Origin of the sequence: Acidovorax sp., from assembly GCF_034519795.1 — a bacterium.
In the GTDB taxonomy this organism is placed as follows: Bacteria; Pseudomonadota; Gammaproteobacteria; order Burkholderiales; family Burkholderiaceae_C; genus Acidovorax.
Window position 1 is genome coordinate 278,307 of the sequence record NZ_JAXHOB010000014.1, and the last position, 25,136, is coordinate 303,442.

Sequence of the window (25,136 nt, forward strand, 5' to 3'; positions counted from 1 at the left end):
TGGGTCTTCGACGACTGACCCGCAAAGGCTCTCCTCCTTGCGGGCTTGGCGGTTGGCCACTACCAACCATGGCGGACGGCGATGCATTGCACATCACCCGAACCAAGGTATCTTCTGCTGTCGGGGTTGTCAGAAGACACTCGAAAACCGCTTTCTCGATGCGGCTTTCGGGTGCGCTCTGAAAGCGCCAAAGGCTGGAGGCCCGCGAGGAGCACTCCAGCCCTTGCAAGGGACCGAATTACTTCAGTTCAGCCTTGGCGCCAGCTTCCACCAGCTTCTTGACTGCTGCTTCGGCGTCGGCCTTGGCAATAGCTTCCTTGACGTTCTTTGGAGCGCCGTCCACCAGGTCCTTGGCTTCCTTGAGGCCCAGGCCGGTGATTTCGCGCACTGCCTTGATGACGGAAACCTTGTTGGCGCCGGCTTCGAGCAGCACCACGTTGAATTCCGTCTTCTCTTCTGCAGCAGCAGCAGCACCGCCGCCGCCGCCGGCAGCAGGTGCAGCCATGGCTGCAGCGCTCACGCCAAACTTCTCTTCAATGGCCTTCACCAGGTCATTGAGTTCCAGAACCGTCATGCTGTCCAGAGCGGTCAAAAATGCGTCTTTATCGAATGCCATTTTTATTTCCTAACAATTTTGTTGGTTATCTATCGGGCAATCAAGCCGCGACAGGTTCGGCGGCCGGTGCGGCAGCGCCTTCGCCTTTTTTCGCCGCCAGCGCGCCCAGCACAACGGCCGTACGCGACATGGGGGACATAAGCAAGCCACAAATCTGAGCCAGCAGCACTTCCTTGGAAGGAATGTTGGCCAGTTGCTTAACGCCGTTGACATCCAGGGCTTTGCCACCGAAAGCGCCACCGCGAATCACCAGCTTGTCGTTGGTCTTCGCGAAATCGGCCACCACCTTGGCGGCGGCCACAGCGTCTTCGGAGAAGCCGTAGATCAGCGGGCCGGTCATCTGGTCTGCCACCACGTCAAATGCGCTTCCAGCCACAGCACGGCGAGCCAGGGTGTTCTTCAGAACACTCAGGGTCACGCCCTTGCTGCGAGCATCAACACGCAGTTTGGTCATGTCGGCGACCGTGATGCCACGGTATTCCGCGATCACAAGCGTTTGAGCTTTAGCGGCGAGGCTGGTCACTTCACTGATGACCGCTTCTTTCTCACTGCGATTAAGACTCAAGGTCTACTCCTTAAAATGCGCACTCGGCGACTGCCTCGTGCACGCTCTTGTTGCAGCGACCAACTGTTTTAGGAAAATTTTCCATCTGCAGCGGGATCGCCATCTGCGTTGGCGTCTATGTGTCTTTAAGCGCGACGGGATCGCGCACCAACGGTCTTGGATGGCCTGTGGCTACCGAAGCAGCCCCAGCCCACCACATCGGACCCACCCGAAGGCCGGCCCGAAGATTTCTTGCAATTACGCTGCGATGGTCTGCGTATCCACGCGGACGCCCAGGCCCATCGTGGAGGACACTGCCACCTTGCGCAGGTACACACCCTTGCTGGTTGCAGGCTTGGCCTTGGTCAGCGCTTCGATCAGTGCAGCCAGGTTGCCTTGCAGCTTGTCGTTGTCGAACGAGCGGCGACCGATCGTGCTGTGCACGATACCGGCCTTGTCGACGCGGAACTGCACTTGACCTGCCTTGGCGTTCTTCACGGCCGTAGCGACGTCAGGCGTCACGGTGCCCACCTTGGGGTTGGGCATCAGGCCGCGTGGGCCCAGGATCTGGCCCAGCGTACCCACGACGCGCATCGCGTCAGGGGCAGCGATCACCACGTCGAAAGGCATGTCGCCAGCCTTGACCATGGCGGCCAGGTCGTCCATGCCGACGATGTCGGCGCCAGCGGCCTTGGCTTCTTCAGCCTTGGCGCCCTGGGCGAACACGGCCACGCGGGTCGTCTTGCCGGTACCGTTGGGCAGCACCACGGCGCCGCGAACCACCTGGTCGGACTTCTTGGCATCGATGCCAAGCTGAACGGCCACGTCGATGGATTCGTCGAACTTGGCCGTAGCGGCTTCCTTCACGATCGCAACTGCTTCGGCGAATGCGTACAGCTTGGTGCTGTCGACCTTGCCTTGCAGGGCTTTTTGCTTCTTGGTCAGCTTGGCCATCTTACAAACCCTCCACCGTCACGCCCATCGAGCGTGCAGAGCCAGCCAGCGTGCGCACAGCGGCGTCGACGTTGGCAGCGTTCATGTCCTTCATCTTGGTCTTGGCGATCTCTTCGAGCTGTTCGCGCGTGATCTTGCCGACCTTGGTCTTCAGCGGGTTCGCAGAACCCTTGTCGAGCTTGATGGCCTTCTTGATCAAGGTCGTCGCAGGCGGCGTCTTGATGATGAAGGTGAAGCTCTTGTCTGCGAAAGCCGTGATGACCACGGGCAATGGCAGGCCTGGCTCAACGCCCTGGGTCTGCGCATTGAATGCCTTGCAGAACTCCATGATGTTGAGGCCACGCTGACCCAGTGCTGGGCCGATCGGTGGGGATGGATTGGCCTTACCAGCTGGGACTTGCAGCTTGATAAAACCGACGATTTTTTTCGCCATGCTTTACTCCTTGCGGGTGATAACGCCTTGGCCATGTGGCCGCAGCTCCCCGGGGTTGACGACTCACGACACTTTCATCCGCACCGAGTCGAAAGGTGCGGCATCCAAAAAACGACAGGGTCAGGTCTTCTCGACCTGGCCGAATTCGAGCTCCACCGGAGTGGAGCGGCCGAAGATCATGACGGACACCCGTACACGGCTCTTCTCGTAGTTCACCTCTTCCACCGAACCGTTGAAGTCGGTGAATGGGCCTTCCTTGACGCGGACCAGCTCGCCCACCATGAACTCCACCTTGTGGCGGGGCTTCTCGGTGCCTTCCTGCATCTGGCTGACGATCTTCTGCACTTCGTCTTCCGAGATGGGGGCAGGACGGTTCTTGGCACCGCCCACGAAACCCGTGACCTTGTTGGTGTGCTTCACCAGGTGCCAGGTATCGTCGTCCATGACCATTTCGACGAAGACGTAGCCAGGGAACAGGCGGCGCTCGGTGGTCTTGCGCTGGCCATTCTTCATTTCCACGACTTCTTCGGTGGGAACGAGGATGCGACCGAACTTGGTCTCCATGCCCGAACGGCCGATGCGCTCCACAATGTTGCGCTCGACCGCCTTTTCCATGCCCGAGTAGGCATGGACGATGTACCAGCGCAGATCGGGATTGCCCGGCGTTGCAGGTGCCAGAGCCTCGGCTCCGGTGGTATCCACAGGGGTGGTCGTCATGGCGTTACTTCCTCCAGCCCAAAACCAGGTCGTACAAAACCCATTCGAGGGTCTTGTCGGTGAACCACAGGAAAAGCGCCATGATGACGACGAACGCGAACACGTAGGCCGTCATCTGCAAGGTCTCCTTGCGGGTCGGCCAGACGACCTTCTTCACCTCGCGCCAGGCTTCGCGTGCAAACGCGACAAACTGCCGGCCTGGCTCGGACACCAGGAACACGGCAGCGGCAGCAATCAGCCCGACGATCAATGCGGCCCACTGGGCGATCGCACCCTGCTTGCTCAGCAAGTAAAAGCCAGCGACCGACGCAATGACCAGCGCGGCCACAGCAGCGAGCTTGGCTTTGTCAGCACCGGTATTGACGGTTTCAACCTGGGAAGTGGCCATGTGTATTGTTTCCTGCTCCGATTCGCGGCGTCGCCCAAGACGCCGAAGCCCGCCAGGGTCTGGCGGGCTTGTTGGGGGCCACATTCAAGTGGCAGGGGCAGTAGGAATCGAACCTACAACCTTTGGTTTTGGAGACCAACGCTCTGCCAATTGAGCTATACCCCTTTAACGCTATTAGGCGATGATCTTGGCCACGACGCCGGCGCCGACGGTACGACCGCCTTCACGGATGGCGAAGCGCAGGCCTTCTTCCATGGCGATGGGGTTGATCAGCTTCACAGTGATCGACACGTTGTCGCCTGGCATGACCATTTCCTTGTCCGCTGGCAGCTCGATCGCGCCGGTGACGTCGGTCGTGCGGAAGTAGAACTGAGGACGGTAGTTGTTGAAGAACGGGGTGTGGCGGCCGCCTTCGTCCTTGCTCAGCACATACACTTCAGCCGTGAAGTGGGTGTGTGGCTTGATCGAGCCGGGCTTGCACAGCACTTGGCCGCGTTCCACGTCTTCACGCTTGGTGCCGCGCAGCAGCAGGCCAACGTTGTCGCCAGCCTGGCCTTGGTCCAGCAGCTTGCGGAACATTTCCACGCCGGTGCAGGTGGTCTTGACGGTGTCCTTGATACCGACGATTTCGATTTCTTCGCCGACCTTGACAATGCCGCGCTCGATACGGCCGGTCACCACGGTGCCGCGGCCGGAGATCGAGAACACGTCTTCCACGGGCATCAGGAAGGCACCGTCCACAGCGCGCTCTGGCGTGGGGATGTAGGTGTCCAGCGCTTCAGCCAGCTTCATGATGGCTTCTTCGCCCAGGGGACCCTTGTCGCCCTCCAGGGCCAGCTTGGCGGAACCGCGCACGATGGGGGTGTCGTCGCCTGGGAAGTTGTACTTGTCCAGGAGTTCGCGCACTTCCATTTCGACGAGTTCGAGCAGCTCTTCGTCGTCGACCATGTCGCACTTGTTCAGGAACACGATGATGTAAGGCACGCCCACCTGGCGGGCCAGCAGGATGTGCTCGCGGGTCTGGGGCATGGGGCCGTCAGCGGCCGAGCACACCAGAATGGCGCCGTCCATCTGGGCAGCGCCGGTGATCATGTTCTTCACATAGTCGGCGTGGCCGGGGCAGTCCACGTGGGCGTAGTGGCGGTTGGCCGTTTCGTATTCCACGTGTGCGGTGTTGATCGTGATGCCGCGGGCCTTTTCTTCAGGTGCTGCGTCGATCTGGTCGTATGCCTTGGCTTCGCCGCCGAACTTGGCAGACAGCACCGTGGCGATGGCCGCCGTCAGGGTCGTCTTGCCGTGGTCCACGTGGCCGATCGTGCCCACGTTGACGTGAGGCTTCGTGCGCTCGAATTTACCTTTTGCCATTTTTCCGACTCCGAAAAAAATCTACAACTACACAACAAGGTTTCGGCGCAACCTGAAGCGGATGCACCAGAATTTTTGGTGCCCATGGCGGGAATCGGACCCGCGACCTCTCCCTTACCAAGGGAGTGCTCTACCACTGAGCCACATGGGCAATTGAAGCCGCTCTCACAGCATCAAAAGACTTCTACTTCTCAACCAACCAGCAAACCGAACAATGGAGCGGGAGACGGGAATCGAACCCGCGTCATTAGCTTGGAAGGCTAGGGTTCTACCATTGAACTACTCCCGCACTGCCAACTGGCCCTGCGACCCCAGCCCCACAAAGGACCTGCCGCAACCTGCTTTCATTTTCTTCTACTGGTGGAGGGGACTGGATTCGAACCAGTGTAGGCGTAAGCCAACAGATTTACAGTCTGCCCCCTTTAGCCACTCGGGCACCCCTCCGGAGAATTTCGAATTATAGCACTGAATTTTTGCACTTCGCAAAAGCGCATGCCGAAAAATTCCTGTGCCACTTTTCATCCCGGGCATTGCGCGTCGCCTCTCGCGAGGGCACCGGCGTTTTTGTCCGAGACTGCGATTCTATGCCAGCCTGGAATGCCCTGGCACCGCAGTCGTGCATGTCGGGCGCAAAAAAAAGTGGGCGCCTGCAGGCAAACGCCGCACCCCGGACGTGCGCTCAGGGCCCGGAGCGCCGATGGATGCGGATCGACTGCTCCCTGGCAACAGGCGCTGGTGCATCGCAGCCATCGCAACCGCAGCCCGCACGGGCGCGCAAGGCGACCTGGCCGAAATAGCGGGCCATGAAACCGGGCAACGGCAACCGCAGCGCGGCCTTGGCCACGGCTTGGCGAGCCACGGCCGGCGCCAGGCTCCAGCCCGCATACACCGCGCAGGCGGCCACGACCACCAGTACGACCAGCATCTGTGCACTCATGTCAGCCCCCTCCCATCACCAGGGCGGTACGGTAGGTCGCGAAGGCGGCCCCATAGGCCAGCGCGAACTGGTAGCCCGCCATCAGCGCCGGGTAGCGCCAGGAATTGGTCTCGCGGCGCACCACGGCCAGTGTCGACAGGCACTGCGGCGCGAACACAAACCAGGCCAGCAGCGACAGCGCCGTGGCCAGCGGCCAGGTCTGCGCGATCACGGGTGCCAGCGCATCGGCCACCGAGTCGCCGGCCGCGGACAGCGCATACACCGTGCCCAAGGCACCCACCGCCACCTCGCGCGCGGCCAGGCCTGGCACCAGGGCGATGGAAATCTGCCAGTTGAAGCCGATGGGCGCAAACACATGCTGCAGCGCCTGGCCCATCCAGCCCGCGGCGCTGTACTGGATGGCGGCTCCGGTGGCGCCCTCGGGGGGCGCCGGATAGCTCGACAGGAACCACAACACCACCGTCAGCGCGAAGATGATGGTGCCCACCCGCACGATGAAGATGCGTGCACGCTCCCACAGGCCCAGCAGCAGGTTGCGCGGGCTCGGCATGCGGTACGGCGGCAGCTCCAGCATCAGCGGCTGGTAACTGCTCTTCATCCACAGGCGCTTGAACAGCCAGGCCACGGCCATGGCCGACACCACGCCCGCCACGTACAACGCGAAGAGCACCAGTCCGCGCAGGTCGAACCAGCCCACCGGGGTGGCGGGGATGAAGGCGCCGATCAGCAGCGCATACACCGGCAGCCGGGCCGAGCAGGTCATCAGCGGCGCGATCATGATGGTGGCCAGACGGTCCTTCCACGGCCCGATGGTGCGCGTGGCCATGATGCCCGGCACCGCGCAGGCAAAGCTCGACAGCAGCGGGATGAAGGCACGGCCCGACAGCCCCACCTTGCCCATCAGCCGGTCCAGCAGGAAGGCTGCGCGCGGCAGGTAGCCCGAATCTTCGAGCACCAGGATGAAGAAGAACAGGATGAGAATCTGCGGCAGGAACACCAGCACCCCGCCCGCGCCCGCGATCACGCCATCGACCAGCAGGCTGCGCAGCGGGCCGTCGGCCATGTGGTCGGTGATCCGGGTGGACAGCCAGGCCATCAGGTCCTTGATGGCATCCATGGGCAGGTTGGCCCACGAGAAGACCGCCTGGAACATCAGGAACAGCAGCAGCGCCAGCACCACCAGTCCCCACACCGGGTGCATCACCAGGGCGTCGAGCCGGTTCTGCACGCGCTGGTTGCGCCCCCCGGCAGGCGCTGCGGCCGCCAGGATGCGGCGCACCTCGCGCTGCAGGTCGCTGGCCGTGCCCGCAGCCTGCGCGGCCAAAGGGGCCAACACCGGTGCGCCACCCGGCTGGCGGGTGAGTTGGGCAGCGATTTCCGCCATCAATGCGGCATGCCCGTCGCGCTTGACGGCCACCGTTTCCACCACCGGGCAGCCCAGTTCGGCCGACAGGCGCTGCACTTCGATCTGGAGGCCCTGAGAGCGCGCCACGTCGGCCATGTTGAGGGCCAGGACCATGGGCCGGCCCAGGCGCCGCAGCTCCAGCACCAGGCGCAGGTTCATGCGCAGGTTGGTGGCGTCGACCACCGCCACGATCAGGTCGGGCACCGCTTCGCCCGCGCGCTGGCCTTCGATCACTTCGAGCGTCACCTGCTCGTCGGGCGTGGCCGGCGTCAGGCTGTAGGTGCCGGGCAGGTCGATCACCGCAGCGCTGCGCCCGTCGCGCAGCTGCGTGGTGCCGGTCTTGCGCTCGACCGTGACACCGGCATAGTTGGCGACCTTCTGGCGCGCCCCGGTCATCAGGTTGAACAGCGCCGTTTTGCCGCAATTGGGATTGCCCACCAGCGCCAGACTGGGCAAGGCGCCAGCGGCAGAAGAAAGTGCTGGGGCCGTCATACCAGGCGCACCGCGATGCACTGGGCTTCCAGCATGCGCAGCGCGAACTGCGTATCGCCGATCTGCACGGCGATGGGCTCCACGCCGCCGGGGCCGCGGCGCAGCACGGTCAGCGGTTCGCCCTCCAGAAATCCGAGTTCCTCGAGCCGGCGCAGCGCCGTGGCATCGATCAAGGGATGGGAGGAGACAACGCCCTCCACCACGGCCCGCGCGCCATCGGGAAGATCAGGTAGTTTCATGGGAACAGGGCAGCCACCAGCCACGGCACGCGATGCCGTGCAGTCGGGTTCGCCAGGGATGAACGAGAATTATTTGTATTTTAGGATATCAGGCGACCGGGGGGTTTGCGCTGGATCTGCATCGATTCAGCCCCCTCACCCAGCGTGCCCTCGCGGGGTGGATGGAATTCGGCGGGGCCGCCAAAGTTCCGCCATCGCGCCGGCGACCCCCTGGCCTCAACACGGGTGGACTGCCTCAGCGCCGGTCATCCACCACGTTGAACTCGAAGCGGAACTGCACCGCCACCTTCTCGGGCAGGGTCACGACCAGACGTGTTTCCTGCGGATGCAGAACCGTGCCGCCATCGGCAACGATGGCGCCATGGCTCACGGTGAGGGTCTCGTCCTTGCTGGTCATGGTGCGCCGGGTGGCCTCCCAGCCGAACTGGCCGGGGCGCAGTTTCTGGCGCTGGATCCATGCCCAGATGGCAACGATCTCTTCGTTGACCTCGGACTCCATCGCGCGCGGCGTCTGCGCCTGGCCGGAAAACTCGTAGCGGTCCTCGCGAAGGACCCATTTGAACAGCAGGTGCGGCATGGAAAGCAGTGGTCTGGGGGTGCATCGGACCCACCGGCAGCAGCAGCACTGCCGCGCGGGTCCCGCAGGAAGGCGTCAGCGGGGACGGATGTGGGCGCAGAGGAGGAAACGAATCTGCCACGGAGTGCATGGAGACCGCGTGGAGACCATGGATGGCAGGGAGTGCACAGGTGCAGGCAAGGACGCTCTCCGCAGCAGTAGCAATACGTGAGGGACGGATCTGCCCACGCAGGGGACCCGATTCGTTCCACAAGAAGGGTTGGTGCGGCTGGCGGGGATCGAACCCACGACCCTTGGCTTCGGAGGCCAATACTCTATCCACTGAGCTACAGCCGCATGCGTGTAGCTCTGGATTATCGCATGCAGCAGGCCCGCCCCGGCACAAGCGGGGCCGGCCCGCCGTTCACGGCCTGTCCAGGGCCGGCGCCGGGGGCCCGAGCCGCAGGCCCAGGCCGGAGATGAAGGCGTCGGTACAGACCCGGCCGATCCCGGCGAGATCGAATACGCCGTTGGAAAGGATCCAGTTCTGGATCAGGCCATCGAACAATGCATGCAGCCCCACCGCGGCGCCCATGGGCGGCACCGGCATGCCCACCTGCTGCGCCTGGGCGGCCAGCTCGAAGTCGCGGGCCAGTTGGCGGATGAACCCGTCGCTGGCGGCCAGGTGGCGCTCGCGCACGGCCACCAGTTCCCCCACATATTCCACCTTGTGCATCGCGATCTCGAACACCCGGCGGGTGCGCTCGTCCGAGGCCACGCTCTGCAGCACCAGGGCCATCACCGCGCGCAGGCGCTGCAGCGGATCCAGGCAGGCGCTGGCTTCGAACTCGCCATAGCCCTGCTCCAGCGGCAGGGTCACCCGGTCCATCATGGCATTGAAGAGATCGACCTTGTCCTTGAAGTGCCAGTAGATGGCCCCGCGGGTCGTGCCCGCAGCCAGGGCGATGTCGCTCAACGACGCGCGGGAGACACCCTTGTCATAGAACACCTTTTCGGCCGCATCGATCAGGCTGTTGCGCGTGGCAATCGCGTCCTCTTTGGTTCTGCGCACCATGGATGCAAGCTCCCATTCATTGCAATTTCACAGGCAGCCAGGATTTGGTGCCCGCTCTATTATACATCCATGGTTGTATGTATAATTGCCCGTCTATTGGTAGAAACTCTTAGTCGCCGACGCACACCGCTGCTCGGCGAAGCCTGCCGTGATCACCGTTGATGCCCAACACAAGGACTCCCATGCCTCGCCTGCGTGACCCCTCCCCCCGCATTGCGCGCATCCCTGCCCTGGCGCGAATGCTGCCAGTGGCCGCTCTGTGCACCATGACCATCTTTCTCGCCGCATGCGGCAAGTCCGATGCCCCGGCCGCGGCCGGCGGCGGCCCCCAGATGCCTCCCGTCGAAGTGGGTGTGGTGGTCGCCACGCCGGGCGATGTGGGCCTGATCACCGAACTGCCCGGCCGGGTGGAAGCCTCGCGCGTCGCCCAGGTGCGTGCACGGGCCGCCGGCATCCTGCTGCAGCGCCAGTTCCGTGAAGGCAGCGACGTGAAGGCCGGCCAGCCCCTGTTCCGCATCGACCCGGCCACCTACGCGGCGGCCGCCGACAGCGCCAAGGCCAGCCTGGCCAAGGCCGAGGCCAACCTGGCCCAGGCCACCGCCACGGTGGAACGCTACCGCCCCCTGGTGGCCGCCAACGCCATCAGCAAGCAGGACTTCGTGAACGCCGAGGCCGCCCAGAAGCAGGCCCAGGCCGACGTGGAGGTCGGTCGCGCGGCTACGCGCACGGCGGGCATCAACCTCGGCTATGCCAGCGTGACGGCCCCCATCTCCGGGCGCATCGGTCGTGCCCTGGTGACCGAGGGCGCGCTGGTCGGCCAGGGCGAAGCCACGCCCCTGGCCATCATCCAGCAGATCGACCCGGTGTACGTGAACTTCACCCAGTCGGCCAGCGACGTGTTCGCGCTGCGCCGCGCCATGGAAAGCGGCCAGTTCAAGCGCGCCAGCGGCGACGCCGCCAGTGTCAAGCTGCTGCTGGGCGATGGCTCGGTGTACGCCCATCCGGGCAAGCTGCTGTTCTCGGACCTGTCGGTCGATGCGTCGACGGGACAGGTCACGCTGCGCGCCGAAGTGCCCAACCCCAAGGGCGAGCTGCTGCCCGGCCTGTACCTGCGCGTGCAGATCGAGCAGGCGGAGGTCAGCAACGCCATCACCCTGCCCCAGCAGGCCGTGACGCGCACCCAGCAGGGTGACACGGTGAGCGTGGTGGGCGAAGACGGCAAGATCAGCCCGCGCAGCGTGAAGATCAGCGCCGCGCAGAACAACCGCTGGGTGGTGCTCGACGGTCTGAAGGCCGGTGAGAAGGTCATGGTCGACGGCTTCCAGAAGCTGCAGATGCTGCCCCCGGGCACACCCGTGAAGCCCGTTCCATGGCAGGCCGCCGGTGCCGCGCCCGCTGCAGCCCCAGCGGCCGCTGCGGCATCCGGTGCCGCGCCTGCAGCCTCCGCCGCCGCGTCGAAGTAAGGGGCATCCATGGCCAAGTTCTTTATCGACCGCCCGATCTTCGCGTGGGTGATCGCCCTGTTCATCATGGTGATGGGCGGCGTGGCGATCACGCAGCTGCCGATCGCGCAATACCCGCCGGTGGCACCGCCATCGATCGTCATCAATGCCGCCTACCCCGGTGCCTCGGCGCAGACACTGGAGGACAGCGTGCTGTCCGTCATCGAACGCGAGATGAACGGCTCACCCGGCCTGATCTACATGGAGTCCGTGGCCCAGGCCGATGGCTCGGGCAGCATCACGCTGAGCTTCCAGCCCGGCACCAATGCCGAGCTGGCACAGGTGGACGTGCAAAACCGCCTCTCGCGCGCCTCGCCACGGCTGCCCTCGGCCGTGACGCAGCAGGGCGTGCGCGTGGACAAGTCGCGCTCCAACTTCCTGCTGTTCACGATGCTCTCGTCGACCAACCCGAAGATGGACACCGTGGCCCTGGGCGACTACGCCTCGCGCAACATCGTGCCCGAGCTGCAGCGCCTTCCCGGCATCGGCCAGGCGCAGCTGTTCGGTACCGAGCGCTCCATGCGCATCTGGATCGACCCGGCCAAGATGGTCAGCTTCAACCTGTCGTCGGCCGAGATCACGGCGGCCATCCGGGCGCAGAACGCCCAGGTGGCCAGCGGCACCATCGGTGACCTGCCCAACGTGGCCGGCCAGGGCATCGCCGCCACGGTGGTGGTCAACGGCCAGTTGTCCAGTGTCGAGCAGTTCGGCAACGTGGTGCTGCGCGCCAACACCGATGGCTCCACCGTGCGCCTCAAGGACGTGGCGCGCGTGGAACTCGGGGGCCAGGCCTATTCCACCTCGGCACGCCTGAACGGCAAGCCCGCCGTGGGTATCGGCGTGCAACTGTCCCCGAGCGGCAATGCGCTGGAGGCCGCCAAGGCCGTGCGCGTGAAGATGGACGAGTTGTCCCGCTTCTTCCCTGAAGGCACGGAATGGAGCATCCCCTACGACAGTTCGCGCTTCGTGGACATCTCCATCACCCAGGTCGCCATCACGCTGCTGGAGGCCGTGGCCCTGGTGTTCCTGGTGATGTTCCTGTTCCTGCAGAACTGGCGCTACACCATCATCCCGACCATCGTGGTGCCCATCGCCCTCTTGGGCACGTTCGCCACGCTGCTGGCGCTGGGTTTCTCGATCAACGTGCTGACCATGTTCGGCATGGTGCTGGTGATCGGTATCGTGGTGGACGATGCCATCGTGGTGGTGGAGAACGTCGAGCGCATCATGAGCGAGGAAGGCCTGCCGCCGCTGGAAGCCACCCGCAAGGCCATGCGCCAGATCTCGGGCGCCATCATCGGCGTGACCGTGGTGCTGATCTCGGTGTTCGTGCCGCTGGCCTTCTTCTCGGGCTCCACCGGCAACATCTTCCGCCAGTTCTCGGCGGTGATGGTGACCTCCATCGGCTTCTCGGCCTTCATGGCCCTGTCGCTCACGCCAGCCCTGTGCGCCACCTTGCTCAAGCCGGTGGAAGCCGGCCACCACCATGAAAAGAGCGGCTTCTTCGGCTGGTTCAACCGGGGCTTCTCGCGCACCGCCAAGGGCTATGAAGGCATGGTCTCGCGCATGCTCCGCAAGGCGGCGCGCTACCTGGTCATCTACGCGGCCATCATCGGTGCCGTGGTGGTGGTCTACATGCGCGTGCCCACCTCGTTCCTGCCGGGCGAGGACCAGGGCAACATCATCGTCAACGTGCAGTTACCACCAGGGGCCACCCAGGAGCGCACGCTGGCCGTGATGCAGCAGGTCGAAGAGTTCATCCTCAAGCAACCCGAGGTGCAGAGCATGGTCGGCGTGCTGGGCTTCAGCTTCTCCGGCCAGGGCCAGAACGCCGCGCTCGCCTTCGTGACCTTGAAGGACTGGAAAGAGCGCCACGGCCCGGGCCAGTCGGCCCAGGACGTGGCAGGCCGCGCCTTCGGCGGGCTGATGGGCATCCGCGATGCCTTCATCTTCCCGCTGAGCCCGCCGCCCATTCCGGAACTCGGCAACGCCAGCGGCTTCTCGTTCCGCCTGCAGGACCGCAGCGGCGCCGGGCATGAAGCCCTGATCAACGCCCGCAACCAGTTGCTGGGCATGGCCTCGCAGAGCAAGGTGATCACCCAGGTGCGCCCCGACGGCCTGGAAGACGCGCCACAGCTGCAGATCGATATCGACCGCGACAAGGCCAACGCCCTGGGCGTGCCGTTCGACGCGATCAACTCGACGCTGTCGACCGCGCTGGGCTCCACCTATGTGAACGACTTCCCGAACCAGGGCCGTCTGCAACGCGTCGTGGTACAGGCCGATGCGCCAGCGCGCATGCAGCCCGACGATCTGCTCAAGCTCAACGCCAGCAACAGCCAGGGCAAGCCCGTACCGCTGTCGGCCTTTGCCAGCACGCGCTGGGTCAAGGGGGCACAGCAGACCGTGCGCTACAACGGCTACCCTGCCGTGCGCATCTCGGGCTCACCCGCTCCCGGCATGAGCACCGGCGCTGCGATGGCCGAGATGGAAAAGCTCGCGGCCCAGCTGCCACCGGGCTTCGGCTATGAATGGACGGGCATGTCGCGCGAGGAAAAGCTCGCCGGCTCGCAGTCGCTGATCCTGTACAGCTTTGCCATCCTGGCGGTGTTCCTGTGCCTGGCCGCGCTGTACGAGAGTTGGTCGATCCCGCTGGCCGTGATCCTGGTGGTGCCGCTCGGTGTGCTGGGCGTGCTGCTGGCCACCCTGCTGCGCGGCTATGCCAACGACGTGTACTTCCAGGTGGGGCTGATCACCATCATCGGCTTGTCCGCGAAGAACGCCATCCTGATCATCGAGTTCGCCAAGGACCTGCAGGCCCAGGGCCGGGGTGTGGTCGAGTCGGCTTTGGCCGCAGCCCACCTGCGCTTTCGCCCCATCGTGATGACCTCGCTGGCCTTTGGCCTGGGGGTTCTGCCCCTGGCGATCGCCTCGGGCGCAGGTTCGGCAAGCCAGCGCGCCATCGGCACCGGCGTGCTGGGCGGCATGATCACCGGCACGGCACTGGCCGTGTTCTTCGTGCCCGTGTTCTTCGTGGTGGTGCGCAGCCTGTTCAAGGGCAGCGCACGCCAGCAGGAGATGAACCGCCGCCATGCAGAAGAAGCAGGAGTTGGAACCCATGACTGATCGACGTACCCCCCTGCCCCTGGCTGTGGCCGCCGCTGTGGCGCTGCTGCTCTCCGGCTGCTCTTTCATTCCCACGTACGAGCGCCCTGCAGCGCCCGTGCCGGGCTCCTACCCGGCGGGCGCGGCCACGCCTGCCGGCACCGCTGCCGCCGCCGCCGTGCCCTGGAAGGACTACTTCGCCGACCCGCGTCTGCAGACCCTGATCGGCGCGGCGCTGGCCAACAACCGCGACCTGCGCGTGGCCGCGCTCAACATCGAGCAGGCACGCGCGCAGTTCCAGATCCGCCGTGCCGACCAGTTCCCCAGCGTGGGCCTGGGCGCCAATGCCAGCCGGGGGCCCTCGGCCTCCAATGGCGACCTGACCAACTCGTTCAGCGTGGGCCTGGCCCTCTCGGCCTGGGAGATCGACTTCTTCGGCCGCATCGCCAGCCTCAAGGAACAGGCCCTGGCGCAGTACCTCGCCAGCGAGGAAGGCCGCAACGCCGCCCAGGTCAGCCTGGTGGCGGCCGTGGCCAACGGCTGGCTGACGCTGCTGGCCGACGAAGAACTGCTCAAGCTCTCGCGCCGCACCCTGACCTCGCGCGAGGAGTCGGTGCGCCTCACGCGCCTGCGCCTGGATGCGGGCGTGGCCTCGGAACTCGACTTCCGCCAGGCCGAGTCGCTGACCCAGGCAGCGCGTGCCACCCTGGCGCAACAGCAGCGCCAGCGGGCGCTGGACGAGAACGCCCTGGCCCTGCTGCTGGGCCAGCCGGTGCCGGCCGATGTGCTGGCCAGCCTGGCGGGCAGCACGCTGGCCAATGCGCCGGCCATGGCCGCCCTGCCTGCGGGCCTGCCTTCGGAGCTGCTCACGCAGCGCCCCGACATCCGCCAGGCCGAGCAGCAGTTGATCGCCGCCAATGCCAACATCGGCGCCGCACGCGCCGCGTTCTTCCCGCGCATCTCGCTGACAGCACAGGCTGGCACGGCCAGCGGTGAGCTGTCGGGCCTGTTCAAGAGCGGCTCCTGGGGTTTCACCATCGCGCCCTCGCTGCTGCTGCCGATCTTCGACGCCGGCCGCAACCAGGCCAACCTGGAGAGCTCGCGGGCTGCGCGCAACATCGCGGTGGCGCAGTACGAGAAGGCCATTCAGACGGCGTTCCGCGAGGTGTCCGACGCACTGGCCGGACAGTCCACCCTGGCCGAGCAGTCCGAGGCCCAACAGCGCCAGGCCGAGGCCGAGGAAGCCCGCCTGCGCCTGGCCGACCTGCGTTACCGCAACGGCGTGTCCAGCTACCTGGACCTGCTGGATGCCGAGCGCTCGCTGTTCGCCACCCAGCAAGGTGTGGTGCAGGTGCGACTGGCCCAGCTGCAAAACCAGGTGGTGCTGTACAAGGCCCTGGGCGGCGGCGCCACGGCCGAACCAGCGGCCCTGGCGGCTGCGGGCTCCTGAGCCCCCCGGGCGGCCCCTTCCGCGGTGTGCCGCCCGGAAATGTTTTCTCTGCCTTTCGGCACGCAGGTCGCCCGTGCTGCAAGGGCCGGGGGCACCGGCAGATATAATTGAAGGTTGATTGCATCAAAGCCCCACGATAAACCCGAGGAAGTCATGAGCGACACCCACCACGAAGAAGCCCATACCGGCCCGATCAAGAACCCCAAGCAGTTGCTGATCGCGGTACTTGCCTCGTTTGTGATTCCGATCTTTGCCATCATCGGCCTGGTCCTCTACGTCACCTCGGACAACAAACCTGCCGCTGGCGCGGTGGACACCCAGAAGGCAACGGCCGCGCGCATCCAGAAGGTGGGCATGGTCGAGGTGCGCGATGCCAACCGGCCGCTGGCCAATGGCGAAGCCGTCTACAAGGCCCAGTGCGCCGCCTGCCACGCCACCGGTGCAGCCGGGGCACCGAAGTTTGGCGATGCCGCTGCCTGGTCGGCCCGCATCCAGACCGGCTTTGAAACGCTGGTGCAGTCGGCCCTCAAGGGCAAGGGCGCCATGGCACCCCAGGGTGGTGGCGACTTCAGCGACACCGAGATCGCGCGCGCCGTGGCCTTCATGGCCAATTCCGCGGGTGCCAAGTTCGATGAGCCTGCCGCCCCGGCGGCAGCAGCTTCTGCGGCAGGTGACGGTGCGTCGGCCGCTGCGGCCCCTGCATCGGGCGCCTCGCAGTAAGCGCAGCGCACGCGCTTCCAAAAAAAGCCGACCCCGCGAGGTCGGCTTTTTTGTGGACAGTCAGGAGGGGGTGGCGTGCCGCGCTGCCGGGCTGGGCACAAAGCCATAGCGGGCCGACAGCTCCTGCGCCTGCACCTCCGCCGGCGTCCAGCGTCCTTGCTCCACGGCGTCGGCGGCCAGCCCCACGTCCAGGGTGTGCACGAGGCCCAGGCCCAGGGGCGTGGCCAGGTAAACCCGGCCTTGCGCATCGAGCAGGCACTGCTCCACGGTCGCGGGCTTGCCGGTGTGGGAGGTCACCGACCCATCGGCCGCCAAGCGCCAGACCAGCGGCGTGGCCTCAAGCTCCACATACACGCGCTGCGGCCCGTTCTGGAAGAACCACTGCCCCGCTTCGTCGGCCTCGTAGTTGCGGTGGATGAAGTCGATCAGCTTTTCGTGCTGCAGCAGCGAGCCCTTGGCCTCGGGGAAGGGGCCGGCGGCCTGCGTCCTGTCGTCGCGCATGTACCAGCGCCCGCGCGCGTCCAGCCCCAGCCAGCCGTAGCAGTCGGGCACGTTGGGCCATTTGGCCAGGGCTTGTTTGACGATGTCATCCATGCTGCAATTGTGCCCCCGCTGCGCGGCTTTGCGTGTCAGCCTGCGCCGCGAGCCAGGTGCCCACGCTATCGGGCATGGCCCGCACATGGCCCGGCAGCCGCCCCTTGGCAAAGCCCACGTGGCCGCCATGCGCGGGCTGCCAGAGGGTGACGCACGGGCCCACCTCGCTCACCCTGGGCAGGCTGCTGGCCGGAACGAAGGGGTCGTTGCGCGCGTTCACCACCAGGGCCGGGATGCGGATGCGGTGCAGCATCGGCTTGGCCGAAGCCCGCAGCCAGTAGTCCTCGGTGTTGCGAAAGCCATGCACCGGCGCGGTGAAGACGTTGTCGAATTCGTACAGATCGCGCGCCGCCAGCAGGGCTTGGCGGTCGAACAGGCCGGGGTGCTGGGCCAGCTTCTGCAAGGCCTTGGGGACCAGCGTGCGCATGAACATGCGGGTGTAGACCTGCCGGTTGAAGCCACGCCCGATCGCATGCCCACCCGCGGCCAGATCGATGGGCGAGCACACGGCCGCGACAGCGTCGGCGCTGAGGCCAGCCTCCTCGCCCACCTCGGCGGCCCAGCGCAGTAGGGCGTTGCCCCCCAGCGACACGCCTGCGGCCATCAGCGGCCCCTGGTGCCCACGGCGCAGGCGCTGCAGCATCCAGCCGATCTCGGCATGGTCGCCCGAGTGGTAGGCGCGCGGTGCCCGGTTGATCTCCCCACTGCAGCCACGGAAATGCGGCAGCGCACAGGCCCAGCCACGCTCGCGCGCAAAGTCGGCAAAGGCCTCGCTGTAGTGGCTGCGCGAGGAGCCTTCGAGGCCGTGGAACACCACCAGCAAGGGTCGCTCCGCGCCGGGCGCCACCCCGTCGTCCAGAAAATCCACATCCACGAAATCACCGTCGGGCGTGTCCCAGCGCTCGCGCCGGTAGGGCGGCGGCACGCCGAACGCGCGGCGCGAGTACAGCGCGGGCCAGATGGTCTGCAACTGCCCGCCGGGCAGCCACCGCGGGGCCGTGTAGTGCAGGGAGTGCATGGGAGACACGCGTCAATGCAGCACCGGTTGCTGCGCCTGCATGGCCTGCACATCCTCCACCACGCCTGCGCTGGCGTGGTGCACCACCAGGCGCCAGCCCTGGGGGGTCTTGTGGTACACGTTGGTGGCGATCACGATGGCCCGGTGCACGCCGTCGGGCAGCATCACCTCCACATGCTCGGCCACGCTGTGCACCGCGCTGGACAACGCCTGCACGCGGCGCACCTGGGTCGGCCGGGCGCGCACGGTGCCGTTGGCGAACATGGCCTCGAACGCCGTGCGGATGGACCCTGCACCCACCAGCCGGGGCCCGCCCGGGTGCACGCAGACGATGTCCTCTTCGTCGGCCCAGCACGACATCAGCAGTTCGATGTCGCCGCGCTGGAGCGCGTCGTAGAAGGCGGCTTCGGTTTCATCCGAAGAGCCGCCCAGGGTGGCAGCTGTGGGTCGTGCGCGTGGCATGGGCAATGGGGGGATGGTGGGCAGTGCGCCTATTGTGCGCGGTCCACTGCCCCTGTGGCACGGCAAGGGCCGTCCCCCCAGGGGCCGCATGTGGATAGCTTGCGGCATTGTCCCGATGGCACTACCGGGTTTTCCTGTACCTGGCGGCGCATAGGCACCCATTGCTCGATTGGGGCACGGGTAAACCCTCCAAAGTTCCCGGCGCATTGTTTCCAATACTGGAACAGTTAGTTCGCGACTGGGTGGTTTTTCTTTGATCACCTGCGGCGTACAGTTCAACCCATCGATGAGCCGAACCCGCAAGGCGACTCACCGAACCCGGTTCGAAATGGTTTTGTCCCGGTTTTTTGAGTCACTTTTTTCTTCCAAGGATTTCATCATGAACACGACCGCACGTTTCCTCTCCATCGCCGCTGTTGCCGCTTTCGCTTCTTTCGGTGCCCAGGCCGACGAAGCCGATGCTTCGCAATTCGCCACCCAATTCGAAACCAGCCGCACCCGCGCCGAAGTGGCCGCTGAGGCCGCTACCGTGGCCCAGACCCGCAGCATCGAGCCTGCTGGCTCCCGCGTCGTGACCTACAAGTCGACTGCTGACCGCGCTGCCGTGCGTGCCCAGGCTGCTGACGCTGTGCGCACCGGCCAGATCTCTTTTGGCGAAATCGGCGCGCTGTAAGCCGCCCCGAAATCGAACTGCCCTGACCCCCTGTCAAACCCAATAAAGAATCGAGATCACCATGAACAAGACTGCACGTTTCCTCTCCATCGCTGCCGTGGCTGCCTTCTCCGCTTTCGGTGCCCATGCCGACGAAGCCGATGGCTCGCAGTTCGCCCTGAAGTTCGACACGAACCGCACCCGTGCCGAAGTGGCTGCCGAAGCCGCCACCGTGGCTAAGACGCGCAGCATCGAGCCAGCAGGCTCGCGCGTCGTGACCTACCAATCGACGGCTGACCGTGCTGCCGTGCGTGCCGCCGCTGCCGAAGCCGTGCGCCTGGGCCAGATCCCTTCGGGCGAAATCGGCTCGATGTAATTCACAGCGCGACAAGGCTGCAGACCGCACTGCAGCCCCAGCGCAAGAAAGCCGGGACTCCGCAAGGGGTCCCGGCTTTTGCATTTCTGGCAGGGGCCACGCGCTGACAACTGGAAGTGATGGCTCACCCGAGCCCGGAGGTCTCCGGCCGAATGCGGAGCCGGTCACAATGGCTGTGCCTGCCATCTGCACACGCCCCCCGATGCCACCACCGCCCTACCGGTCCATCGACCACATCATGCTGCGCCTTAGCGCCGCAGAGCCTTTGTTCGATCTGTTCAGCCGCGTGTTCGAATTGCCCGTGGCCTGGCCATTGCAGCACGCCGCCTTCGCCACCTATGGCTGGGTACACGTGGGCAACACGGACCTGGAGTTCTGGGCGGCGGCGTCCAACGCCGACCTGCCGCCCCATGCGCAGCCGCCAGTCGTGCACGGGTTCGCTCTCGAGCCCGCCGGCCCTTTGCCACAGGCCATGGCGCACACCACCGCCCTCGGGATCCAGTGCAAATCGCCCCGCCCTGCCCAAACCATCAACCCCCAAGGAGAAGTGGTCACAAACTTCACCAACTGTGTCCTGCTCGACCTCTCGGCCACGGGCTGCTGCGTGTTCTTTTGCGAATGGGATCCCCGGGGAAGCATTTACCCCTGGGACGAAGCTGCCACACCAGCGCAGCGCCGCGCGCAGCACAGGCAGGTGCTGCAGGCACAAGGCGGCGGCCCGCTGGGGCTGATCGGGCTGCAGACGGTGCACATGGGCACGCCGGACCTGCCGGCACACCAGCGCCACTGGCAGGCACTCAGTGGCTCCTTGCCCGGCCAGGCCCTTGCGCTCGCGCCCGGCGTCGGGCTGGAGCTGTTTTCTGCCGAACAGTTGCACATCGCTTCGCTCACGTTCAGCGTGCATTCGTTGGCCGCAGCGCGCGCGTTCCTTGGCAGCCGGCACTTGCTGCAGGCAGGCACCACCGAGGACATGCTTTCGCTGGCATGTGAGGGTCTGCCGATTCGACTGGTGCAGGGCCCCGGCGGCGCGCAGGCATAAAAAAACCCGGCCAGGCCGGGTTTTCAGGCCAGATCCGCAAGGATCTGGAGGGCTTGCTTGCTTACTTGTTTTCTCTTCTCACTTCTTCTGGCGGAACTTGCGCAGGGCTGCGATCTGCGCAGCCATGACGGCCAGCTCGGACTGGGCCCGGGCCAGGTCGATCTCGCTCTTGGCGTTCTTGAGCGCTTCCTCGGCAGATGCCTTGGCAGCGTTGGCCTTCTCGTCGTCCAGGTCCTTGCCACGGATGGCGGTGTCGGACAGCACAGTCACGCGGTTGGGTTGCACTTCCAGAATGCCACCGGCCACGAACACGAACTCTTCGCGGCCGTCGGCCATTTCGATGCGCACCGAGCCCGGCTTGATGCGCGTGATCAGCGGGGTGTGGCGGGGAAAGATGCCCAGTTCGCCAGACTCACCAGGCAGCGCGACAAAGCGTGCTTCACCGGAGAAGATGGACTCTTCGGCACTGACCACATCAACGTGGATGGTGTTCATCATTGCTCCTAGGAAAAGGGGATGGGTTGCTCGATTGCAGTGGAAGGCTGGGCAGCGCCATTGCGCTGCTCAGCCGCCGGGCAATCAGGCCACCTTCTTGGCCTTTTCGAAGGCTTCGTCGATGGTGCCGACCATGTAGAACGCCTGTTCCGGCAGGTGATCGCATTCGCCGCTGACGATCATCTTGAAACCACGGATGGTCTCGGACAGGGGAACGTACTTGCCTGGCGAGCCCGTGAACACTTCGGCCACATGGAACGGCTGCGACAGGAAACGCTGGATCTTGCGCGCGCGGGCCACGGCCAGCTTGTCGTCAGGAGCCAGTTCGTCCATGCCGAGAATGGCGATGATGTCGCGCAGCTCCTTGTAGCGCTGCAGCGTGCCCTGCACCGCACGGGCCGTGGCGTAGTGGTCTTCGCCCACGACGTTCGGGTCCAGCTGGCGGCTGGTGGAGTCCAGCGGGTCCACCGCAGGGTAGATACCCAGCGACGCGATGTCACGGGACAGCACCACGGTGGAGTCCAAGTGGGCAAAGGTCGTGGCGGGCGAAGGATCGGTCAAGTCATCGGCTGGCACGTAAACGGCCTGGATGGAAGTGATCGAACCGACCTTGGTCGAGGTGATGCGCTCTTGCAGGCGGCCCATTTCCTCGGCCAGCGTAGGCTGGTAGCCCACGGCGGAAGGCATGCGGCCCAGCAGAGCGGACACTTCGGTACCGGCCAGCGTGTAGCGGTAGATGTTGTCCACGAAGAACAGCACGTCACGGCCTTCGTCACGGAAGGACTCGGCGATGGTCAGGCCGGTCAGCGCCACGCGCAGACGGTTGCCTGGGGGCTCGTTCATCTGGCCGTACACCATGGCGACCTTGGACTCTTCGAGCTTCTCCAGATTCACCACGCCGGAATCGGCCATTTCATGGTAGAAGTCGTTCCCTTCGCGGGTACGCTCGCCCACACCAGCGAACACCGACAGACCCGAGTGGGCCTTGGCGATGTTGTTGATGAGTTCCATCATGTTCACGGTCTTGCCCACGCCGGCGCCACCGAACAGACCCACCTTGCCGCCCTTGGCGAACGGGCACACCAGGTCGATCACCTTGATGCCGGTTTCCAGCAGCTCTTGCGAAGGCGACAGCTCGTCGTACGCAGGGGCCTTGCGGTGGATGGATGCCGTCAGTTCCTGGCTCACGGGACCACGTTCGTCGATGGGCGCACCCAGCACGTCCATGATGCGGCCCAGCGTCGCCTTGCCCACGGGCACGGTGATGGCGTTGCCGGTGTTGGTCACCATGAGGCCGCGGCGCAGGCCGTCGGACGAACCCAGCGCAATCGTACGCACCACGCCGTCGCCCAGCTGCTGCTGCACTTCCAGCGTCAGGTTGGAACCTTCGAGCTTCAGAGCGTCGTAAATCTTGGGCATCTGGTCACGTGGGAACTCAACGTCCACCACCGCGCCGATACATTGAACAATCTTGCCTTGCACTTGAGCCATTTTTCGCTCCAATTTAGATGTTGGTTGAGCTGCTTACACAGCAGCGGCGCCAGCCACGATTTCCGAAAGTTCTTTCGTGATCGCTGCCTGGCGCGTCTTGTTGTAGACCAGCTTCAACTCGCCAATGACGCTGCCGGCGTTGTCGGTGGCGGCCTTCATGGCCACCATGCGTGCCGACTGCTCGGACGCCATGTTTTCCGCAACCGCCTGGTAGATCAGGGACTCGACATAGCGGACCAGCAGATCGTCGATCACGGTCTGTGCATCGGGCTCGTAGATGTAGTCCCAGCCATGTTCGGTCTTCTCGGCCTGCATCTGCTCGGACGACAGGGGAAGCAACTGCTCCACCACCGATTCCTGCTTCATGGTGTTGATGAACTTGGTGTAGCTCAGGTACACCGCGTTGATCTTGCCTTCTGCGTAGGCGTCGAGCAGCACCTTCACAGGGCCGATCAGCTTGTCCAGGTGGGGCTTGTCGCCCAGGCCCGTCACGTGCGAAACCACCTTGGCACCGACACGGTTCAGGAAACCCAGGCCCTTGTTGCCGATGGCAACCGCCTCGGTGGACACGCCGGCGACCTGCAGCTCACGCAGCTTGGCCGTCACGATGCGCAGCACGTTGGTGTTCATGCCACCGCACAGGCCCTTGTCGGTCGTCACCACGATCACGCCGGCCGTCTTGGCATCGTTCACTTTCATGAACGGGTGCACATACTCCGGATTGGCGTGGCCGAGGTTGGCTGCAATGTTGCGGATCTTCTCGCTGTAGGGGCGGGCAGACCGCATCCGTTCCTGCGCCTTGCGCATTTTGGATGCAGCCACCATCTCCATGGCCTTGGTGATCTTCTTGGTGTTTTCCACCGATTTGATCTTGCCGCGTATTTCCTTGCCTGCTGCCATGATGGCTCCTCGTCCGGTTTAAGCGAACGACTTCTTGAACGCGGCGACAGCGGCGGTCAATTCGGCTTCAGCATCCTTGTCCATGGCCTTGGCCTGTTCCAGCTTGGCCAGCAGTGCGGCGTGGCTGGTCTTCAGGAACTGGTGCAGGCCGTGTTCGAAGTCGAGAACCTTCTTGACGTCGATGTCGTCCATGAAGCCCTTGTTCACAGCGAACAGCGTCGCGCCCATCAGCGAGATGGACAGGGGGCTGTACTGTGCCTGCTTGAGCAGTTCGGTCACGCGGGCACCGCGGTCCAGCTGCTTGCGGGTGGCTTCGTCCAGGTCGGAAGCGAACTGCGCGAACGCAGCCAGTTCACGGTACTGGGCCAGGTCGGTACGGATACCGCCGGACAGGTTCTTCACCAGCTTGGTCTGGGCAGCACCACCGACGCGCGACACCGAGATACCGGCGTTGATGGCGGGGCGGATACCGGCGTTGAACAGGCTGGTTTCCAGGAAGATCTGGCCGTCCGTGATCGAGATCACGTTGGTCGGAACGAAGGCGGACACGTCGCCGGCTTGCGTTTCGATGATGGGCAGTGCCGTCAGCGAACCGGTCTTGCCCTTGACTTCACCCTTGGTGAAGGCTTCGACATAGTCGGCGTTCACGCGGGCTGCGCGCTCGAGCAGGCGGCTGTGGAGATAGAACACGTCGCCGGGATAGGCTTCGCGGCCTGGTGGGCGGCGCAGCAGCAGCGAAACCTGGCGGTAGGCCACAGCCTGCTTGGACAGGTCGTCATAAACGATCAGGGCGTCCTGGCCGCGGTCGCGGAAGTACTCGCCCATCGTGCAGCCCGAGTAGGCCGACACGTACTGCATGGCTGCAGATTCGGAGGCCGATGCGGCCACCACGATCGTGTAGTCCATGGCACCGGCTTGTTCCAGTGCGCGCACCACGTTCTTGATCGACGAAGCCTTCTGGCCGATGGCGACGTAGATGCAGCTGACGCCCTGGCCCTTCTGGGCGATGATGGCGTCGATGGCCACGGCCGTCTTGCCGGTCTGGCGGTCACCGATGATCAGCTCGCGCTGGCCACGGCCCACGGGCACCATGGAGTCGATGGACTTCAGGCCGGTCTGCAGAGGTTGGTCCACCGATTTACGGGCGATCACGCCCGGAGCGACCTTTTCGATCACGTCGGTGAGCTTGGCGTTGATGGGGCCCTTGCCGTCGATAGGCTGGCCCAGGGCGTTCACCACGCGGCCGATCAGTTCGGGACCGACCGGCACTTCCAGAATGCGGCCCGTGCACTTGACGGTGTCGCCTTCGGAGATGTGTTCGTACTCACCCAGAATCACGGCGCCGACGGAGTCGCGCTCGAGGTTCAGGGCCAGGCCGAAGGAGGGCTGGCCGTCCTTGGTGGCGGGGAACTCGAGCATTTCACCGGCCATCACGTCCGACAGGCCGTGCACGCGCACGATACCGTCGGACACGGACACCACGGTACCCTGGTTGCGGATATCGCTGCTGGCGGCCAGACCTTCGATGCGGCTCTTGATGAGTTCAGAAATTTCTGCGGGATTGAGTTGCATGACTCTTTCCTTCTTTCTTTGGTTCGCTGTCCTCGCCGC

At 64.9% G+C, this 25,136-nt stretch carries 26 protein-coding genes and 5 tRNA genes; 7 read left to right on the top strand and 24 right to left on the bottom strand.

The features are described from left to right. Positions 1 to 238 precede the first annotated feature (238 nt). The 17 genes from rplL to U5N23_RS18060 all read right to left on the bottom strand — a co-directional run bounded on the left by rplL (position 239) and on the right by U5N23_RS18060 (position 9,721). The gene (rplL, locus tag U5N23_RS17980; protein ID WP_007850046.1) at positions 239 to 616 is read right to left on the bottom strand and encodes a 50S ribosomal protein L7/L12; all 378 of its coding nucleotides are present in this window, start codon (positions 614 to 616) and stop codon (positions 239 to 241) included. 40 nt (positions 617 to 656) lie between these two features. Further along, the gene (gene rplJ, locus U5N23_RS17985) at positions 657 to 1,181 is read right to left on the bottom strand and encodes a 50S ribosomal protein L10 (protein WP_007850048.1); all 525 of its coding nucleotides are present in this window, start codon (positions 1,179 to 1,181) and stop codon (positions 657 to 659) included. A gap of 237 nt (positions 1,182 to 1,418) precedes the next feature. After that, the gene (gene rplA, locus U5N23_RS17990) at positions 1,419 to 2,114 is read right to left on the bottom strand and encodes a 50S ribosomal protein L1 (RefSeq protein ID WP_007850049.1); all 696 of its coding nucleotides are present in this window, start codon (positions 2,112 to 2,114) and stop codon (positions 1,419 to 1,421) included. Position 2,115: 1 nt separating this feature from the next. Then, positions 2,116 to 2,547 carry a 50S ribosomal protein L11 gene (rplK, locus tag U5N23_RS17995; protein WP_322594129.1) on the bottom strand — a complete coding sequence of 144 codons (432 nt, stop codon included), beginning with the start codon at positions 2,545 to 2,547 and terminating at the stop codon, positions 2,116 to 2,118. Between the two features lie 120 nt (positions 2,548 to 2,667). Then, positions 2,668 to 3,264 (bottom strand): transcription termination/antitermination protein NusG, encoded by a 597-nt coding sequence (gene nusG, locus U5N23_RS18000; RefSeq protein ID WP_007850053.1) that lies wholly within the window; start codon positions 3,262 to 3,264, stop codon positions 2,668 to 2,670. 4 nt (positions 3,265 to 3,268) lie between these two features. Further along, complete coding sequence (gene secE / locus U5N23_RS18005; protein WP_322594130.1) at positions 3,269 to 3,652, bottom strand: preprotein translocase subunit SecE; 384 nt, start codon at positions 3,650 to 3,652, stop codon at positions 3,269 to 3,271. Positions 3,653 to 3,741: 89 nt separating this feature from the next. After that, a tRNA-Trp gene (locus U5N23_RS18010) sits at positions 3,742 to 3,817 on the bottom strand. Between the two features lie 9 nt (positions 3,818 to 3,826). Then, a complete protein-coding gene (gene tuf, locus U5N23_RS18015) occupies positions 3,827 to 5,017 on the bottom strand; it encodes an elongation factor Tu (protein WP_322594131.1) in 1,191 nt (396 codons plus the stop codon). 76 nt (positions 5,018 to 5,093) lie between these two features. Further along, a tRNA-Thr gene (locus U5N23_RS18020) sits at positions 5,094 to 5,168 on the bottom strand. A gap of 64 nt (positions 5,169 to 5,232) precedes the next feature. Further along, positions 5,233 to 5,306: transfer RNA gene (locus tag U5N23_RS18025), tRNA-Gly, on the bottom strand. A gap of 69 nt (positions 5,307 to 5,375) precedes the next feature. After that, positions 5,376 to 5,461: transfer RNA gene (locus U5N23_RS18030), tRNA-Tyr, on the bottom strand. 235 nt (positions 5,462 to 5,696) lie between these two features. Continuing rightward, positions 5,697 to 5,954, bottom strand: coding sequence for a DUF6587 family protein (locus U5N23_RS18035; RefSeq protein WP_322594132.1), 258 nt, complete (start codon positions 5,952 to 5,954; stop codon positions 5,697 to 5,699). A gap of 1 nt (position 5,955) precedes the next feature. Next, positions 5,956 to 7,851, bottom strand: coding sequence for a ferrous iron transport protein B (feoB, locus tag U5N23_RS18040; protein ID WP_322594133.1), 1,896 nt, complete (start codon positions 7,849 to 7,851; stop codon positions 5,956 to 5,958). Then, on the bottom strand, positions 7,848 to 8,090 hold the full coding sequence (locus U5N23_RS18045) for a FeoA family protein (protein WP_322594134.1): 243 nt from the start codon (positions 8,088 to 8,090) through the stop codon (positions 7,848 to 7,850). The genes feoB and U5N23_RS18045 overlap by 4 nt, the downstream gene beginning before the upstream one ends. A gap of 235 nt (positions 8,091 to 8,325) precedes the next feature. Then, positions 8,326 to 8,667, bottom strand: coding sequence for a hypothetical protein (locus U5N23_RS18050; RefSeq protein WP_322594135.1), 342 nt, complete (start codon positions 8,665 to 8,667; stop codon positions 8,326 to 8,328). 260 nt (positions 8,668 to 8,927) lie between these two features. Then, a tRNA-Arg gene (locus U5N23_RS18055) sits at positions 8,928 to 9,003 on the bottom strand. Positions 9,004 to 9,070: 67 nt separating this feature from the next. Then, positions 9,071 to 9,721: a TetR family transcriptional regulator gene (locus U5N23_RS18060; protein WP_322594136.1), complete on the bottom strand. Its 651-nt coding sequence runs from the start codon at positions 9,719 to 9,721 to the stop codon at positions 9,071 to 9,073. A 161-nt stretch (positions 9,722 to 9,882) separates the two neighbouring features. Here U5N23_RS18060 and U5N23_RS18065 point away from each other — a divergent pair, with 161 nt between their 5' ends. The 4 genes from U5N23_RS18065 (at position 9,883) to U5N23_RS18080 (ending at position 16,498) form a co-directional block, all read left to right on the top strand. Next, positions 9,883 to 11,184: an efflux RND transporter periplasmic adaptor subunit gene (locus U5N23_RS18065; protein WP_416208631.1), complete on the top strand. Its 1,302-nt coding sequence runs from the start codon at positions 9,883 to 9,885 to the stop codon at positions 11,182 to 11,184. A gap of 9 nt (positions 11,185 to 11,193) precedes the next feature. Continuing rightward, positions 11,194 to 14,349 carry an efflux RND transporter permease subunit gene (locus tag U5N23_RS18070; RefSeq protein WP_322594137.1) on the top strand — a complete coding sequence of 1,052 codons (3,156 nt, stop codon included), beginning with the start codon at positions 11,194 to 11,196 and terminating at the stop codon, positions 14,347 to 14,349. Beyond that, entirely contained in the window at positions 14,342 to 15,778 is a 1,437-nt protein-coding gene (locus U5N23_RS18075; RefSeq protein WP_322594138.1) for an efflux transporter outer membrane subunit, read from the top strand. Before U5N23_RS18070 ends, U5N23_RS18075 begins: the two co-directional genes overlap by 8 nt. Positions 15,779 to 15,931: 153 nt before the next feature. Continuing rightward, positions 15,932 to 16,498, top strand: a complete 567-nt coding sequence (locus U5N23_RS18080) for a c-type cytochrome (protein WP_322594139.1) — start codon at positions 15,932 to 15,934, stop codon at positions 16,496 to 16,498. A 60-nt stretch (positions 16,499 to 16,558) separates the two neighbouring features. Here U5N23_RS18080 and U5N23_RS18085 read toward each other — a convergent pair whose 3' ends face one another. From U5N23_RS18085 to U5N23_RS18095, 3 genes are read right to left on the bottom strand one after another with little or no spacing between them, the layout of a single operon-like run. Then, positions 16,559 to 17,092 carry a DUF2946 family protein gene (locus U5N23_RS18085; RefSeq protein ID WP_322594140.1) on the bottom strand — a complete coding sequence of 178 codons (534 nt, stop codon included), beginning with the start codon at positions 17,090 to 17,092 and terminating at the stop codon, positions 16,559 to 16,561. Further along, complete coding sequence (locus U5N23_RS18090; protein WP_322594141.1) at positions 17,085 to 18,110, bottom strand: YheT family hydrolase; 1,026 nt, start codon at positions 18,108 to 18,110, stop codon at positions 17,085 to 17,087. The genes U5N23_RS18085 and U5N23_RS18090 overlap by 8 nt, the downstream gene beginning before the upstream one ends. A 12-nt stretch (positions 18,111 to 18,122) precedes the next feature. After that, the gene (locus U5N23_RS18095; RefSeq protein WP_322594142.1) at positions 18,123 to 18,572 is read right to left on the bottom strand and encodes a YybH family protein; all 450 of its coding nucleotides are present in this window, start codon (positions 18,570 to 18,572) and stop codon (positions 18,123 to 18,125) included. A 379-nt stretch (positions 18,573 to 18,951) separates the two neighbouring features. Here U5N23_RS18095 and U5N23_RS18100 point away from each other — a divergent pair, with 379 nt between their 5' ends. From U5N23_RS18100 to U5N23_RS18110, 3 genes are all read left to right on the top strand, one after another. After that, on the top strand, positions 18,952 to 19,245 hold the full coding sequence (locus tag U5N23_RS18100; protein ID WP_322594143.1) for a DUF4148 domain-containing protein: 294 nt from the start codon (positions 18,952 to 18,954) through the stop codon (positions 19,243 to 19,245). Positions 19,246 to 19,306: 61 nt separating this feature from the next. After that, positions 19,307 to 19,600 (top strand): DUF4148 domain-containing protein, encoded by a 294-nt coding sequence (locus tag U5N23_RS18105; RefSeq protein ID WP_322594144.1) that lies wholly within the window; start codon positions 19,307 to 19,309, stop codon positions 19,598 to 19,600. 202 nt (positions 19,601 to 19,802) lie between these two features. Next, on the top strand, positions 19,803 to 20,639 hold the full coding sequence (locus U5N23_RS18110) for a hypothetical protein (RefSeq protein ID WP_322594145.1): 837 nt from the start codon (positions 19,803 to 19,805) through the stop codon (positions 20,637 to 20,639). A 78-nt stretch (positions 20,640 to 20,717) separates the two neighbouring features. Here U5N23_RS18110 and U5N23_RS18115 read toward each other — a convergent pair whose 3' ends face one another. From U5N23_RS18115 to atpA, 4 genes are all read right to left on the bottom strand, one after another. Continuing rightward, positions 20,718 to 21,134, bottom strand: coding sequence for a F0F1 ATP synthase subunit epsilon (locus tag U5N23_RS18115; protein ID WP_057203545.1), 417 nt, complete (start codon positions 21,132 to 21,134; stop codon positions 20,718 to 20,720). Positions 21,135 to 21,218: 84 nt separating this feature from the next. Next, on the bottom strand, positions 21,219 to 22,625 hold the full coding sequence (gene atpD / locus U5N23_RS18120; RefSeq protein WP_305743730.1) for a F0F1 ATP synthase subunit beta: 1,407 nt from the start codon (positions 22,623 to 22,625) through the stop codon (positions 21,219 to 21,221). 33 nt (positions 22,626 to 22,658) lie between these two features. Continuing rightward, positions 22,659 to 23,525: a F0F1 ATP synthase subunit gamma gene (atpG, locus tag U5N23_RS18125; RefSeq protein WP_322594146.1), complete on the bottom strand. Its 867-nt coding sequence runs from the start codon at positions 23,523 to 23,525 to the stop codon at positions 22,659 to 22,661. 18 nt (positions 23,526 to 23,543) lie between these two features. Next, positions 23,544 to 25,097 carry a F0F1 ATP synthase subunit alpha gene (atpA, locus tag U5N23_RS18130; protein ID WP_322594147.1) on the bottom strand — a complete coding sequence of 518 codons (1,554 nt, stop codon included), beginning with the start codon at positions 25,095 to 25,097 and terminating at the stop codon, positions 23,544 to 23,546. Positions 25,098 to 25,136 lie beyond the last annotated feature (39 nt).